At 75.4% G+C, this 14,137-nt stretch carries 15 protein-coding genes; 3 read left to right on the top strand and 12 right to left on the bottom strand.

Annotation, left to right across the window (positions count from 1 at the left end; all coding sequences use genetic code 11):
• Window positions 1–53: 53 nt before the first annotated feature.
• Window positions 54–1,535 (bottom strand): GTPase HflX, encoded by a 1,482-nt coding sequence (gene hflX, locus ACI79R_RS18005; RefSeq protein WP_456575030.1) that lies wholly within the window; start codon window positions 1,533–1,535, stop codon window positions 54–56.
• A 148-nt stretch (window positions 1,536–1,683) separates the two neighbouring features.
• Here hflX and ACI79R_RS18010 point away from each other — a divergent pair, with 148 nt between their 5' ends.
• Window positions 1,684–1,887: a hypothetical protein gene (locus ACI79R_RS18010; RefSeq protein ID WP_456575031.1), complete on the top strand. Its 204-nt coding sequence runs from the start codon at window positions 1,684–1,686 to the stop codon at window positions 1,885–1,887.
• A 6-nt stretch (window positions 1,888–1,893) separates the two neighbouring features.
• On the opposite strand, the gene dapF is transcribed toward ACI79R_RS18010, so the two are convergent.
• Genes dapF through ACI79R_RS18025 form a run of 3 tightly spaced genes read right to left on the bottom strand, consistent with a single transcriptional unit; the run spans window position 1,894 to window position 4,432 of the window.
• Complete coding sequence (gene dapF / locus ACI79R_RS18015) at window positions 1,894–2,787, bottom strand: diaminopimelate epimerase (protein ID WP_456575032.1); 894 nt, start codon at window positions 2,785–2,787, stop codon at window positions 1,894–1,896.
• Window positions 2,784–3,704, bottom strand: coding sequence for a tRNA (adenosine(37)-N6)-dimethylallyltransferase MiaA (gene miaA, locus ACI79R_RS18020; protein WP_456575033.1), 921 nt, complete (start codon window positions 3,702–3,704; stop codon window positions 2,784–2,786). Before miaA ends, dapF begins: the two co-directional genes overlap by 4 nt.
• Complete coding sequence (locus ACI79R_RS18025) at window positions 3,701–4,432, bottom strand: hypothetical protein (RefSeq protein ID WP_456575034.1); 732 nt, start codon at window positions 4,430–4,432, stop codon at window positions 3,701–3,703. Before ACI79R_RS18025 ends, miaA begins: the two co-directional genes overlap by 4 nt.
• 40 nt (window positions 4,433–4,472) lie before the next feature.
• Here ACI79R_RS18025 and ACI79R_RS18030 point away from each other — a divergent pair, with 40 nt between their 5' ends.
• Window positions 4,473–6,041, top strand: a complete 1,569-nt coding sequence (locus ACI79R_RS18030) for a DUF349 domain-containing protein (RefSeq protein WP_456575035.1) — start codon at window positions 4,473–4,475, stop codon at window positions 6,039–6,041.
• 51 nt (window positions 6,042–6,092) lie between these two features.
• Here the strand turns inward: ACI79R_RS18030 and miaB are convergent, their stop codons facing one another.
• Window positions 6,093–7,574 (bottom strand): tRNA (N6-isopentenyl adenosine(37)-C2)-methylthiotransferase MiaB, encoded by a 1,482-nt coding sequence (miaB, locus tag ACI79R_RS18035; protein ID WP_456575036.1) that lies wholly within the window; start codon window positions 7,572–7,574, stop codon window positions 6,093–6,095.
• A gap of 146 nt (window positions 7,575–7,720) precedes the next feature.
• On the opposite strand from miaB, the gene ACI79R_RS18040 reads away from it, so the two are divergent.
• Window positions 7,721–8,146 (top strand): hypothetical protein, encoded by a 426-nt coding sequence (locus ACI79R_RS18040; RefSeq protein ID WP_456575037.1) that lies wholly within the window; start codon window positions 7,721–7,723, stop codon window positions 8,144–8,146.
• A gap of 69 nt (window positions 8,147–8,215) precedes the next feature.
• Here the strand turns inward: ACI79R_RS18040 and ACI79R_RS18045 are convergent, their stop codons facing one another.
• From ACI79R_RS18045 to ACI79R_RS18075, 7 genes are all read right to left on the bottom strand, one after another.
• A complete protein-coding gene (locus ACI79R_RS18045) occupies window positions 8,216–9,019 on the bottom strand; it encodes a regulatory protein RecX (RefSeq protein WP_456575038.1) in 804 nt (267 codons plus the stop codon).
• 8 nt (window positions 9,020–9,027) lie between these two features.
• Complete coding sequence (recA, locus tag ACI79R_RS18050) at window positions 9,028–10,065, bottom strand: recombinase RecA (RefSeq protein WP_456575039.1); 1,038 nt, start codon at window positions 10,063–10,065, stop codon at window positions 9,028–9,030.
• A 210-nt stretch (window positions 10,066–10,275) separates the two neighbouring features.
• Window positions 10,276–10,470 carry a DUF3046 domain-containing protein gene (locus ACI79R_RS18055; protein WP_456575040.1) on the bottom strand — a complete coding sequence of 65 codons (195 nt, stop codon included), beginning with the start codon at window positions 10,468–10,470 and terminating at the stop codon, window positions 10,276–10,278.
• A 9-nt stretch (window positions 10,471–10,479) separates the two neighbouring features.
• Complete coding sequence (locus ACI79R_RS18060) at window positions 10,480–11,091, bottom strand: hypothetical protein (RefSeq protein ID WP_456575041.1); 612 nt, start codon at window positions 11,089–11,091, stop codon at window positions 10,480–10,482.
• Window positions 11,088–11,543, bottom strand: a complete 456-nt coding sequence (locus tag ACI79R_RS18065; RefSeq protein WP_456575042.1) for a MarR family transcriptional regulator — start codon at window positions 11,541–11,543, stop codon at window positions 11,088–11,090. Before ACI79R_RS18065 ends, ACI79R_RS18060 begins: the two co-directional genes overlap by 4 nt.
• A gap of 166 nt (window positions 11,544–11,709) precedes the next feature.
• Window positions 11,710–12,984 carry an MFS transporter gene (locus ACI79R_RS18070; protein ID WP_456575043.1) on the bottom strand — a complete coding sequence of 425 codons (1,275 nt, stop codon included), beginning with the start codon at window positions 12,982–12,984 and terminating at the stop codon, window positions 11,710–11,712.
• Window positions 12,985–12,988: 4 nt separating this feature from the next.
• The gene (locus ACI79R_RS18075) at window positions 12,989–14,134 is read right to left on the bottom strand and encodes an acyl-CoA dehydrogenase family protein (RefSeq protein ID WP_456575044.1); all 1,146 of its coding nucleotides are present in this window, start codon (window positions 14,132–14,134) and stop codon (window positions 12,989–12,991) included.
• Between the last annotated feature and the right edge of the window lie 3 nt (window positions 14,135–14,137).

Below are 14,137 nucleotides of genomic sequence, written 5' to 3' on the forward strand. Positions count from 1 at the left end.
ACGGTACCGGTCCGTGACCGGTTCGTGATCTCCGGAGCCGGGCGGCGTGGCGATCAGCCGACCGGCGCGGCGAAGTCCTCGAGCGCCGAGGCCAGCGACGCGTCCACCCGGGCGGTCAGCCGGGTGCCGCCGGCCTCGTGCGTCTCGCTGAGCACCTCGCCGTCCCGGTGCACGCGGGCCACGAGGTCGCCGCGGTCGTAGGGCACGAGCACGTCGACGTCCTGGTCGGGGTGCGGCAGCCGGGCGGCGACGACCTCGCGCAGCCGCTCGATCCCCTCGCCGGTGCGGGCCGACACCCACATCGCACCGGGCAGCGCCTGGCGCAGCGTGAGGACGTCCTCCTCGCTCATCGCGTCGACCTTGTTGACGACGATGAGCTCGGGCACCGCCGCGGCGTCGATCTCGCGGAGCACCACGCGCACCGCGTCGATCTGGCCGAGCGGATCGGGGTCGGAGCCGTCGACGACGTGCAGCAGCAGGTCGGCGGCGGCCACCTCCTCGAGCGTCGAGCGGAAGGCGTCGACCAGCTGGTGCGGCAGGTGCCGGACGAAGCCGACGGTGTCGGTCAGCGTGTACTCGCGGCCGTCGGGGCCCTCCGCGCGGCGCACGGTCGGGTCGAGGGTGGCGAACAGCGCGTCCTGCACCAGCACACCGGCGCCGGTCAGCTGGTTGAGCAGGCTGGACTTGCCGGCGTTGGTGTAGCCGGCGATCGCCACGCTGGGGACGGCGTTGCGGTTGCGGCTGGACCGCTGGGTCGCCCGGGCGGTCGCCATGCCGGCGATCTCCCGGCGCAGCTTGCTGACCCGCGCGCGGATCCGCCGCCGGTCGGTCTCGATCTTGGTCTCACCCGGGCCACGGGTACCGATGCCGCCACCGCCGGCCACGCGACCACCGGCCTGCCGGGACATCGACTCACCCCAGCCGCGCAGCCGCGGCAGCATGTACTGCATCTGGGCCAGCTCGACCTGGGCCTTGCCCTCCCGGCTGCTGGCGTGCTGGGCGAAGATGTCGAGGATCAGCGCGGTCCGATCGACCACCTTGACCTTGAGAATCTTCTCCAGCTGGTTGAGCTGGCCGGGGGTCAGCTCGCCGTCGCAGATCACGGTGTCGGCGCCGCTGGCGGCGACGATGTCCCGGATCTCGGCGGCCTTGCCCGAGCCCACGTAGGTGCCGGCGTCGGGCTTGTCCCGCCGCTGGCTGACCGCCTCGAGCACCTGGGAGCCCGCGGTCTCGGCCAGCGCGGCCAGCTCGGCCAGCGACCGGTCCGCGTCGGCCTGCGTGCCCTCGGTCCAGACGCCGACCAGCACGACGCGCTCGAGGCGCAGCTGCCGGTACTCGACCTCGGTGACGTCGGTGAGCTCGGTGGAGAGCCCGGCGACGCGGCGCAGCGCGCCACGGGCCTCGAGGGCGTAGGAGCCGGTGGTGTCGTCGTCCTCGTCCCACTGCCCGGCCGGGGCGGGACGGGGGTCGAGGGGGGCGTCGTCGATCGCGGGCGTGTCGAGCGGCGCCGTGGAATCCAGGGGAGCGGTCGTCATCGTCTCCAGCGTGGCATGCCCCGCGTTCGGGAGCACCTGAGTTGTCGTCATCGCCGCGTACAACACCCGGACGGGGCAGATGCATCCCGACCGGCGCGGGGGGTAGGGCCGACGGCGACGGCGTCCGTCCCCGACGAGGAGGTCCCCCGTGAGCACGAGCAGCAGCGCCGGAACCGACGACCCCGGCCGCGATCCGAAGGGCCTGAACCCGCCGCGCAACCTGTTCGGCGGCGCCGACCAGGACACCGGCCGCGGCGAGCCGCGAGGCACCGGCAACACCGGGCCGGCCGACAAGCCGGAATCCCCCACCGACGTGCCGGAGACCCGGGCGGACACCCCCGACAACCCCTGAGCGAGGTCAGCCGGCGAGCCACTCCCCGGAGAGCTCGCCGGCGGCCACGACCACGGCCGGCCCGCGCAGCACCGTCGTCTCCGCGGTGACGTCGACGGTGAGCCGGCCACCGGGGACGTCGACCACGACGGTCCCGGCGGCCGCGCCGGCGTCGTCCAGCGCGGCGAAGGCGACGGCGCAGGCCCCGGTGCCGCACGAGCGGGTCTCCCCCACGCCGCGCTCGTGCACCCGCAGCCGCACGTGCGCGTCGGCGCCCTCGGTCGCACCGCGCACCCGGTTGACGAGCTCGACGTTCACGCCCTCGGGGAACAGCTCGCGGTCGAAGACCGGCTCCGCGGTCAGGTCGAGGGTGTCGACGTCGACGTCGGTGAGGCAGGCCAGGTGCGGATTGCCCATGGAGACCGCGAGCCCGGGGAACGCCCGCCCGGACAGCACCGCCTCGCCGCGGCCGAACGGCCGGGCCGGGCCCATGTCGACCCAGTAGGTGCCGTCGGGCGAGGCACCCACCCGGCGCGGCCCGCCGCGGGTGCCGACCAGCACGCCGGCCTCGCAGGCGGCGCGGTCCAGCAGCCCCTCGGTGACCAGCACGTGCAGGAACAGCCGGATGCCGTTGCCGCACATCTCGGCGTGCGAGCCGTCGGCGTTGCGGTGGTCCATGAACCACTCGCAGTCGGCCAGCCGGTCGCCGAGGACGGCGGGGGCGTCGGGCACGTGCACGCTGCGGACGACGCGCAGCACGCCGTCCCCACCGAGGCCGGCGCGGCGCTCGCACAGCCGCCGGACCATCGCGGCGTCCAGCCGGTCCTCCGGCCACACGGCGCCGTCGGGGTCGGGCAGCACGACGAAGTCGTTCTCGGTGCCGTGCCCCACGAGCACGCGGTCGCCTCCGGCCTCGGTCACCCCTCGATGGTACGGGCGTCGAGCAGGGCCCCGACCGCGTCGACCAGGTCGGGGCGGGCGGCGTCGAACCAGGTGGTGGCGGCGTCGCGGCGGAACCAGGAGCGCTGCCGGCGCACGAACCGGCGGGTGGTGGTCACGGTGCGCTCCCGGGCCTCGGCCGGGGTCAGCGTGCCGTCGAGCTGGGCCAGCACCTGGGCGTAGCCCAGCGCCCGGGAGGCGGTCGGGCCCTCGCGCAGGCCGTCGGCGGCCAGGGCGGCGACCTCGTCGACGAGCCCGGCGGCCCACATCCGGTGTACGCGCGCGGCGATCCGCTCGTCGAGCTCGGCCGGCTCGCGGTCCAGGCCCACGACGACCGCCGGGTAGTGCGGGCGGGGCGCGGGCAGCGAGGCCCGGAACGGCCCGCCGGTGAGCTCGATGACCTCCAGGGCCCGCACGATCCGCCGTCCGTTGCTGGGCAGGACGGCGGCCGCGGCCGCCGGGTCGAGCCCGGCCAGCCGGGCGTGCAGCTGCGCCGGTCCGACGGCGGCGAGCTCGCCCTCCAGCCGGGCGCGCACCGCCGGGTCGGTGCCGGGGAAGTCCAGCTCGTCGAGGACGGCGCGCACGTACAGCCCGGACCCGCCGACCAGGAACGGCACCGTGCCGGCGGCCCGCAGCCGGTCCACCTCCGCGCGGGCGCGCAGCCGGTACTCGGCCACCGACGCCGGCTCGCGGACGTGCCACAGGTCGAGCAGGTGGTGCGGCACGCCCTGCCGCTCGGCCAGGTCGGGCTTGGCGGTGCCGATGTCCATGCCGCGGTAGAGCTGCATGGAGTCGGCGTTGACCACCTCTCCGCCCAGGCGCCGGGCGAGGGCCACGGCCAGCGCCGTCTTGCCGGTGGCGGTCGGACCGACGACGGCCACGACCGGCGGCGCGCTCACCGGACCGTCCAGGACGCCACCAGGTAGCCGACGCCGAACGGGGCGGTGTCGGCGTACCGGACGCCGGTGACCGCGCTGCCGGCCAGCGTCGCGCCGACGGCACGCCACACGGGCACGCCCGCGGCCAGCAGCCGCTCCCCCTCCGCCGGGTCGAGCGCGGCCAGCGCGGCGGCGTCCCCGGCGGCGAGCGCGGCGGACACCGCGGCGTCGAACGGCTCCGCGTCCGGGTCGAGGTAGCCCGGGGCCTTCACGCTGCGGCGGGCCGAGCCGTCGCCGACGGCCAGCACCCCCACCGGACCGGGCAGGCCGGCGAGCGCGTCGGCGAGATCGGCGGGCCCCACGCCCAGCCGCGTCCCCGAGAAGCCGGCCTGGCCCAGCAGCCAGCCCCCGACGGTCAGCGCGAGGGGGGTGCGCCGTCCCCCCGGACGGACGTACCCGTCGAAGGGCACCACGGCATCCACCCCGAAGCCCCGCAGGTCACCGCCGTCCCCCTGGCCGTAGCGCCCCTCGGCGCCGGCACCGACGACGACGACCACCTCCGGACGGGCGGCGAGCATCGCCTCCACCGCCTCCCGGCAGGCCGCCCGCAGCGCCGCGGTCGCCTCGTCGGGCCTCCCCTCCACCACCGGGAACAGCAGCGGCGGCCCGGGGACGAAGGCCACCGACAGGGGCAGCCCGGCGCCGGGCGCCGGAGGTTCGGGCCACGCGGGGACCCCTTCGGTCGTCACCGCAGCAGTGTCGCCGATGCGACGTGGGACACTGCGGTGCGTGTCGAGCACGGAGTCCCCCCTGAACGGGTCGCAGCAGGTCCCCTCGTCCGACGAGGCGCGGTCCGAGGCGGTCACCCCGGAGGCCGGCACGCCGGTCGCCGAGTCCCCGGCGGATGCCGCCCTGGCCGATCCGACGGCGTCCGCCGCCGGTGCGGAGCCGGACGCACCCGCCCCCGAGCCGGCCGCTGGTGCGGAGGTGATCCCGGTCGAAGCGGCCCCCGCGGACGCGGCCCCGGTCGACGCGCCGGCGGCCGAGGCCACCGCCCCGGACGCCGTCGACCCCGAGCCCGCGCCCACCCCGGCGCCGGCCGACGTCCCCGCGCACCACACCCCCGCCGAAGCCGTCCCCGCCTCCGACCCCACCCAGTGGGGCCGGGTCGACGAGGAGGGCACCGTCTACGTCCGCACCGCCGACGGCGAGCGGGCCGTCGGCTCGTGGCAGGCCGGCGACCCGGCTGCCGGGCTGGCCCACTTCGGCCGCCGGTACGACGACCTCGCCACCGAGGTCTCGCTGCTGGAGGCCCGGCTGCGGGCGCACACCGGCAACCCCGGCGAGATCAAGGCCAAGGCGCAGGCGCTGGCCGACTCCATCCCCACCGCCACCGCCGTCGGCGACCTCGACGGGCTGGCCGCCCGCGCCCGCGCCATGGTGGAGACCGCGGATTCCGCGGCCGCCGAGTCGCGCGCGGAGAAGGCCGCGGCACGGCAGGCGCAGATCGCCCGCAAGGAGGCCCTGGCCGCCGAGGCCGAGCAGATCGCCGCGGAGTCGACCTCGTGGAAGGCCGCCGGCGACCGGCTCAAGGCCATCGTCGAGGAGTGGAAGACCATCCGCGGCATCGACCGCAAGACCGACGAGGCCCTGTGGACCCGCTTCGCCGCGGCCCGCGACGCCTTCGGTCGCCGGCGGGGCGCGCACTTCGCCGCGCTGGACGCCCAGCGCAACGAGGCCCGCGCGGCCAAGCAGGAGCTCATCGCCGAGGCGCAGCGGCTGTCAGCCTCGACCGACTGGGGCCCGACGAGCGCGGCGATGCGCTCGCTCATGGACCGCTGGAAGGCGGTGCCCCGCACCGGCCGCGACGGCGACGACGACCTGTGGAAGCAGTTCCGCGCCGCCCAGGACGTCTTCTTCGCCGCCCGCGCGGAGTCGGACAAGGCGCGCAACAGCGAGCAGCTGGCCAACCAGCAGGCCAAGGAGGAGCTGCTGGCCCAGGCGGAGAAGCTCGACCCGTCCGGCGACCTGCGGGGCGCGCAGAACGCGCTGCGCAAGATCCAGGAGAAGTACGACGCCATCGGCCACGTGCCGCGCGGCGCCATGCGCAGCCTGGAGGACCGCATGCAGGCCGTCGAGCAGCGGATCCGCGGTGCCGCCGACGCCTCGCGCCCGCGGGTCGCGCCGGAGAACCCGCTGCTGACCTCGATGCGCCAGGCGGTCACCAAGGCCGAGGAGCAGCTGGCCAAGGCCGAGGCCGCGGGGAACCCCAAGCGGATCGAGGAGGCCCGGGCGAACCTGGCCACCCGCCGGGAGTGGCTCGCCGAGGCGGAGAAGTCCAGCAGCGGCCGCCGCTGAACCCCACATGACGAACGCCCCCGCCCCGGGATCCCGGGGCGGGGGCGTTCGTCATGAGCAGCCGGCGGGGGTGGCAGCCAGCGGCGGCGGGGCGCCGACCGCCGGCATGCCGAGCAGCACGCCGGGGGTGGTGGGCCGGGTGCCGGCCTCCGCGGCGTCGCCGGCGCGGGTCCGGCGGTGCGAGCGCAGCGGCCCGTCGGCGACCAGGTGGTGCGGCGCGGCCTGGGTGAGCACGGTCTCGACGACGTCGCCGGGGCGCACCCCCTCGGTCGCGGTGAAGTGGACCAGCCGGCCGTCCCGCGCGCGACCGGTCATCCGGCCGCGGACGGCGTCCTTGCTGCCCTCCCCCGCGGCCACCAGCAGCTCGACCGGCCGGCCGACCAGCGCGCGGTTCTCCGCCCAGCTGATCTCGTCCTGCAGGGCGGTCAGCCGCAGGTAGCGCTCCTGCACGACCTCCTTGGGCAGCTGCCCCTCCATCTCGGCGGCGGGCGTCCCGGGCCGCTTGGAGTACTGGAAGGTGAACGCGCTGGCGAACCGGGCCTGCCGGACGACCTCGAGGGTCTGCTCGAAGTCCTCCTCGGTCTCGCCGGGGAAGCCGACGATGATGTCGGTGGTGATCGCCGCGTCGGGCATCGCGGCGCGGACCCGGTCGAGGATCCCGAGGTAGCGGTCCTGCCGGTAGCCGCGCCGCATCCGGCGCAGCACCTCGTCCGAGCCCGACTGCAGGGGCATGTGCAGCTGGTGGCAGACGGCGGGGGTCTCGGCCATGGCGGCGATGACGTCGTCGGTGAACTCGCGCGGGTGCGGGCTGGTGAACCGGATCCGCTCCAGACCCTCGATCCGGCCGGCCGCACGCAGCAGGTCGGCGAAGGCGCCGCGGTCGCGGAACTCGACGCCGTAGGCGTTGACGTTCTGCCCCAGCAGGGTCACCTCGAGCACGCCCTGGTCGACCAGTGCCTGCACCTCGGCGAGGATCTCGCCGGGCCGGCGGTCCTTCTCCTTGCCGCGCAGCGCGGGGACGATGCAGAACGTGCAGGTGTTGTTGCAGCCGACGCTGATCGACACCCACCCGGAGTAGGCGGAGTCCCGCTTGGCCGGCAGCGTCGACGGGAAGACCTCGAGCGCCTCGACGATCTCCACCTGCGCCTCGGCGTTGTGCCGGGCGCGCTCGAGCAGCGCCGGCAGCGACCCGACGTTGTGGGTGCCGAAGACGACGTCCACCCACGGGGCGCGCCGGACGATCTCGCCCCGGTCCTTCTGCGCCAGGCATCCGCCGACGGCGATCTGCATGCCCGGATGGGCGTCCTTCACCGGCCGGAGGTGACCGAGGTTGCCGTAGAGCCGGTTGTCGGCGTTCTCCCGGACCGCGCAGGTGTTCAGGACGACGACGTCGGCGTCGTCCCCCTCCGCGGCCGGGGCGTAGCCGGCGGCCTCGAGCAGCCCGGACAGCCGCTCGGAGTCGTGCACGTTCATCTGGCACCCGTAGGTGCGCACCCGGTAGGTGCGCGCGGGGCTCTGCGCTGCGCTGTCCATGTCGACAGCGAGGGTACGGCGCCGCCGGTGCACCCCGGCCGGACGCGACCCGCTCGCGCTCCGTCCCCCTGGGGATGCGGTGACGTGCGCGACGGATGGGGCGCGATCCGGTCAGGTCCGGCGCCCCAGGTGCCGAGAGAGGCAACGTGGACACCGCACTGCGCCCTGCCGTGCCACCGCTGCCCGCGGTGGTGCGTCTGCCCGAGGGGCAGACCGACGTCGAGCAGGAGTTCGTGAGCCGACTGCGGGCGGCCGGCCCGGCGTTCGCCGCGGCGGCCGGCGCCGACACCGCGGTCGTGCGCGAGGTCGTGCCCCCGGCCCGGCACCGGCGCGCCCGCTGCCGGATCGTGCTGCGCTATCCGTCGACCGAGGAGGTCGACCTGACCTTCATCGGCCCGGTGAGCCGGGCCGGCGCGACTCCCGAGCGCGCCTTCGACCTGCAGATCCAGGGCTGGCTGGCCAGCGACCGCAGCGGTCAGGACACCTGGCTGGTGAAGGACGAGGAGTCCCCCGACGGCCTGGCCGTCGATGTGACCGCCTGGTCGGCGATCGCGCGCACTGCGGCGGTCTGACCCGCCGCCACCCCGACATCGAGGGCCCCGCAGCCACCCGGCTGCGGGGCCCTCGTCGTCGTCGCCGGGTCAGGGCAGGAACGCGTCCAGGCCCTGGTCGGGGTGCGGACCGGCCGCCGCGCCGCCGCGGCCCAGGCTGCTGCGGCGCGCGATGCCACCGCCGGCCGGCGGCTCGGGCGCCACGTCGTCGCCGCCGTCGCCGTCGTCGTCCAGGACCGGGAACTCGGCCTCGTCGGACCATTCGGCGTCCAGCGCCTCGCGCACGACGATGGCGGCCAGGCCACCGCCGTAGCCCTTGCGGGCGAGCATGCCGACCAGCCGGCGCTGGGCGGTGGCCCGGTCGACCCGCCGGAGCCCGCCCACCCGGCGGGCCACGAGCCGGCGGGCGGCGTCCCACTCGTCCTGGTCGTCGACGAGCGCGACCGCCTCCTCGGCGACCTCGCCGTCGACGCCCTTGGCGCGGAGCTCGGCCTTGAGCGCCCGGCGGGCCAGGCCGCGGCCGGACTGCCGGGAGGTCACCCAGGCCCGGGCGAACGCCGCGTCGTCGATGAGGCCGACCTCGCCGAACCGGTCGAGGACCGCCTCCGCGGCGTCGTGCGGAACGCCCTTCTTGGCCAGCAGGTCGGCGAGCTGCTGGCGGGTCTTCGGCGCGCCGGTGAGGGCACGCAGGCAGATCGCGCGGGCCACCGCCTCGGGATCACCGGGATCGTCGGCGGGGTCGCCCGGCGGCACCTCGGGACCGGAACCGTCGGTGACGGCGAGCCGATCGGTGCGCCGACGCCGCCGGCCGGCGGCCGGCGCGTCCCCGTCGGGGTCCGCGCCGGCGCGCCTGCGCCGGGTACCGGCTCGCTCGGCGGCGAGGCCGTCGCTCACCGGGCCGCTCAGAAGTCAGGAGCGTCGACCGCGGCAGGCACGTCGACCTGCGGGCCGATGCCCAGCTTCTCCTTGATCTTCTTCTCGATCTCGTCGGCGAGGTCGGGGTTGTCGCGCAGGAAGCTGCGGACGTTCTCCTTGCCCTGGCCGAGCTGGTCGCCCTCGTACGTGTACCAGGCACCGGACTTGCGCACGATGCCCTGCTCGACACCGATGTCGATCAGCCCGCCCTCGCGGCTGAAGCCGATGCCCCAGATGAGGTCGAGCTCGGCCTGCTTGAAGGGCGCGGCCACCTTGTTCTTGACGACCTTGACCCGCACCCGGCTGCCGACCGCGTCGGTGCCCTGCTTGAGGGTCTCGATCCGCCGGACGTCGAGGCGCACCGACGAGTAGAACTTCAGGGCCCGGCCACCGGTGGTGACCTCCGGCGAGCCGTAGACGACGCCGACCTTCTCGCGCAGCTGGTTGATGAAGATCGCGGTGGTGCCGGAGTTGTTCAGGGCGCCGGTGATCTTCCGCAGCGCCTGGCTCATGAGGCGGGCCTGCAGACCGACGTGGCTGTCACCCATCTCGCCCTCGATCTCGGCGCGGGGCACGAGCGCGGCCACCGAGTCGATGACGATGATGTCGAGCGCGCCGGAACGGATGAGCATGTCGGCGATCTCGAGCGCCTGCTCACCGGTGTCGGGCTGGCTGACCAGCAGGGCGTCGGTGTCGACGCCGATGGCGCGGGCGTACTCGGGGTCGAGGGCGTGCTCGGCGTCGATGAACGCCGCGATGCCGCCGGCCGCCTGGGCGTTGGCCACCGCGTGCAGGGCGACCGTGGTCTTGCCGGAGGCCTCCGGGCCGTACACCTCGATCACCCGGCCGCGCGGGAGCCCGCCGATGCCCAGGGCGATGTCGAGGGCGATCGAACCGGTCGGGATGACCTTGATCGCCTGCGCCGCGTTGTCGCCCAGCCGCATGACCGAGCCCTTGCCGAACTGCTTGTCGATCTGGGCGAGGGCCATGTCGAGGGCCTTGTCGCGGTCGAGCGTTGCTGCCATGGTGCTCACCTTCGGGAAGTCGCGTGGAGCGGGTCGGTGCCGACGCTAGGGCGGGGGTCTGACACTTCCGGGGGAACGACCGGACCTGTGGACGAGCACCCGGCCTGTGGAACCACCGTAGCCCGAACACACGTTCGACCGCCAGGTCGACACGCCGGGGTCCGGGACGGGTGTCCGCGCAGGTGACGGCGCGGATGCGGCGGACGGTGGTCAGCGGTCCTTGCGCGGGACGTCGTACTCCTCACAGATCGCCAGCCACACCCGCCGCACGGGCAACCCCGCCTCGATCGCGTCGAGCGCCGTCCGGCCACCCAGTGCGGAGAAGACGTGGTCACGGGCGACGGTCTGGGCACGCATCGACCCGAACTGGTCGTCGAGGCGGGACCAGAACTCCTGCAGGCGCACCCGTCGACGTTAGCGCGCCGGCGCCGTCCCGATCCCGGCCCGCAGCCGGCGGACGAGCGCCGCCGGGTCGTCGGCGGCGATGCGGATCTCCTCGACCGGCTGGTCCCCGGCCCGGCGCAGCGCCAGCACCCGGGGCGTGGTCAACCGGATGTCCAGCTGCGTCGAGGCACCGACGTTGACCGACACCGCCCGGCGCGCACCGTCGGCGTGCAGGTGGACCGTCCGCGACCCCTCGACCGACCGGCGGCGCAGCTGCACCGCGGCGATGTCGGCCCAGGGAAGCACGAGGTCCACCACCGCGCCGTGCCGCACCCGCAGGCCGGCGTCGTCGACCACGTGCGGCGCCGTCCGCAGCGAGGCCAGCAGGCCGAGCATCCACAGCACGCCGTAGATCCCCGCGACGTCCAGCACCAGCCGGACCGCCGGCCACGGCACGACCACGTGCACGACGACGACCTCGATCGCGGACACCACGACGAAGGCCCAGATCACCGGCGTGACCGCGCCGGCGTACGGGAAGGCCTCCCCGCCGGGGCGGACGTCGGGGCGCCGGCGCACCCACCGGTACAGCGCCCGCCACATGGCCAGCTCGAACGCGACCGCCCGGCGGACGGCGGTCACGACGCCGCCCCGGCGGCCACGAGCGCCTGCAGCCGGCCGACGACCTCGCCGAGCCCCTCGGCCAGGACGGTGAACCGCTCGTCGGGCATCTCGCCGAAGAGCGCGGCGGCCAGTTCGCGCTGCTCCCGGGCCATCCGCTCGACGACGGCACTCCCCCGCCCGGTCAGCGTGACCAGCGTGGCCCGCCGGTCGGTCGGGTGCGGCGACCGGACGACGAACCCCGTCTCCGCGAGCGCGTCGACCAGGCCGGTGACGTTGCGGGCGCTGACGTCGAGTGCGTCGGCCAGCGCGCGCTGCGTGGCCGGCCCGTGGGCCCGCAGCACCCACAGGAGGGTGGCACGCGGAACGGTCAGCCCCTCGCGGGCGAGGCTCCCGGTCATGTCGCCACCCAGCACGACGGTGAGCTCGAGGAGGTGGTCGAGGGCGGCCACCTGCCGGTCGGCGCGATCCATGAATCTCCTTCACCGTGAAGTCACTTCACGATACCGACTTCGGCCTGCCGGTCGAGACCTACGCTGGAGGCGTGATCCCCGGCACCGGTTCGGACGCGCTCGACACCGTGCTGGAGATCGGCATCGCCCTGGCGCTGCTGGTCTCCCTGGTGCTGCTCTGGCGGAACTACCGCGGCCGCTGAGCTGCGCCCAGCCAGACGACGAGCAGCGGGAGCACCAGCGCGGCCGACACCCCCGCCACCAGGCCGAACCCGCCCAGGGCCAGCAGCGGCCCGCCGACCACCCCGGCCAGCGCCGCGCCCAGCCCCATCAGCAGGTCCGTGCCGCCCTGGGCGGTCGGCCGCTGCTCGACGGGCACGGCCTCGGTGACCAGCGTCGAGCCGGCGATCAGCCCGCACGACCAGCCGAGCCCGAGCAGGAGCAGCCCCGCGCCCAGCTGGACGGCGTCCTCCGGCCCGGCGGTGCCGGCCAGCGCCGCGGCCGCCAGCAGCAGGCCCGCGGCGACCGCGACGGTGGCGCGGCGCCCGGCCCGGTCGGCCAGCAGCCCGACCAGCGGGCTGAACAGGTACATGCCGGCCACGTGCACGCTGATGACCAGCCCGATGACCCGCAGCGTCGTCCCCTCGGGGCCGTGCGCGTGCCCCATGTGCACCGGCGTCATGACCATCACGCCGACCATCACCGCGTGGCTGACCACGACCGCGGTCAGCCCCAGCCGGCCGCCCGGGTCGGCCCAGACCGCGGTCAGGGCCGCGCGGGTGGCGCGGCGCTCGCGGACGGGCGCGGCCGCGGCGCCCTCCCCGCTGCGCAGGTGGCGGGCCAGCAGCAGCGGGTCCGGCCGGAGCAGCAGCCCGAGCACCGCCGCGACGAGCAGGAAGGTCAGTGCCGACAGGGCGAACCCGCCGCCGAGGGCGGGGAGCCCGAGCGCCCGGCCGAGGTCGTCGCCGGGCGCGGCCAGGTTGGGGCCGAGCACCGAGCCCACCGTGGTCGCCCAGACCACCAGGGACAGCGCGCGGCCGCGGTGCTCCGGGGGCGCGAGGTCGGCCGCGGCGTAGCGGGCCTGCAGGCCGCAGGCGGTGGCCGCGCCGAAGGCGAACAGGCCGGCGATGAGCAGCGGCAGCGAGGACAACTGCGCCGCCACCACCGTGACCAGCGCGCCGACGACGGCGACGCCGTACCCGGCGGCCAGCCCGGCCCGTCGTCCGGCGCGGTCGCTGATCCGCGCCAGCGGGACGGCGATCACCGCCGCGCCGAGCACGCCGGCGGTCTGGCCCAGGCCCGAGGCGGAGTCGGTGCCGGCGACGTCGCGCGCCAGCAGCCCGCCGAGGGTGATGCCGACGGTCACGCCGAGCCCGCCCAGGGCCACCCCACCGCTGAGGACGGCGACCGTGCGCCGCTGGACGCGCGCGACGTCGGTGCCGGCCGGTGCGTCGGCGGTCACCGGCTCACAGGCCCATCGAGCGGCCGATGATCTCCCGCATGATCTCGTTGGTGCCGCCGTAGATGGGCTGGATGCGGGCGTCGCGCCAGGCCTTGGAGACGGGGTACTCGTCCATGTAGCCGTAGCCGCCGTGCAGCTGGAGGCAGCGGTCGGCGACCTTGTTCTGCAGCTCGGTCGTCCAGTACTTGGCCATGGCCGCGTCGACCGCGGTGAGCTCGCCGCTGTTGAGCTGCCGGACGCACTCGTCGACGAAGGTGCGCGCGATCGTCGTCTCGGTGTGCAGCTCGGCGAGGACGAAGCGGGTGTTCTGGAAGCTGCCGATCGGCTTGCCGAACGCGGTGCGGCTGGTGACGTACTCGCGGGTCTGCGCCAGCACCGTCTCCGCGGCCGCGACCGCTCCGACGGCGATCGACAGCCGCTCCTGCGGCAGGTTCTCCATCAGGTGGGCGAAGCCGCGGTTCTCCGTGCCGAGCAGGTTCCCGGCCGGCACCCGGACGTCGTCGAAGAACAGCTCGGCGGTGTCCTGCGCCTTGAGCCCCACCTTGTGCAGGTTGCGGCCGCGGGTGAAGCCGGGCATGTCCCGCTCGACGACCAGCAGGCTGGTGCCCCGCGCACCGGGAGCGTCGGGGTCGGTGCGGGCCACCACGATCACCAGGTCGGCGTTGATGCCGTTGGTGATGAAGGTCTTCGAGCCGTTGAGCACCCAGCCGTCGCCGTCGCGCCGGGCGGTGGTGCGGATGCCCTGCAGGTCGCTGCCGGCCGCGGGCTCGGTCATGGCGATGGCGGTGATCAGCTCGCCGGTGCAGAAACCGGGCAGCCAGCGGCGCTTCTGCTCGTCGGTGGACAGGTCGCGCAGGTACGGGCCGGCGACGTCGTTGTGCAGCGCGAAGCCGACACCGGTGGCGCCGATGCGGGTCAGCTCCTCGTCGACGACGGCGAGGTAGCGGAAGTCGCGCACGCCCCCGCCGCCGTACTCCTCGGGCATGTCCATGCCGAGCAGGCCCTGGGCACCGCCGGAGAGCCACACCTCCCGGGGCACGATGCCGTCGGCCTCCCACTGGTCGTGGAACGGGGCGACGTTCTTCTCCGCCCACGCGCGGACGGCCTGCCGGAAGTCCTCGTGCTCGGCCTCGTAGAGCGAGTGACGCATGGA

The organism is Blastococcus sp. SYSU D00820, from assembly GCF_054050695.1.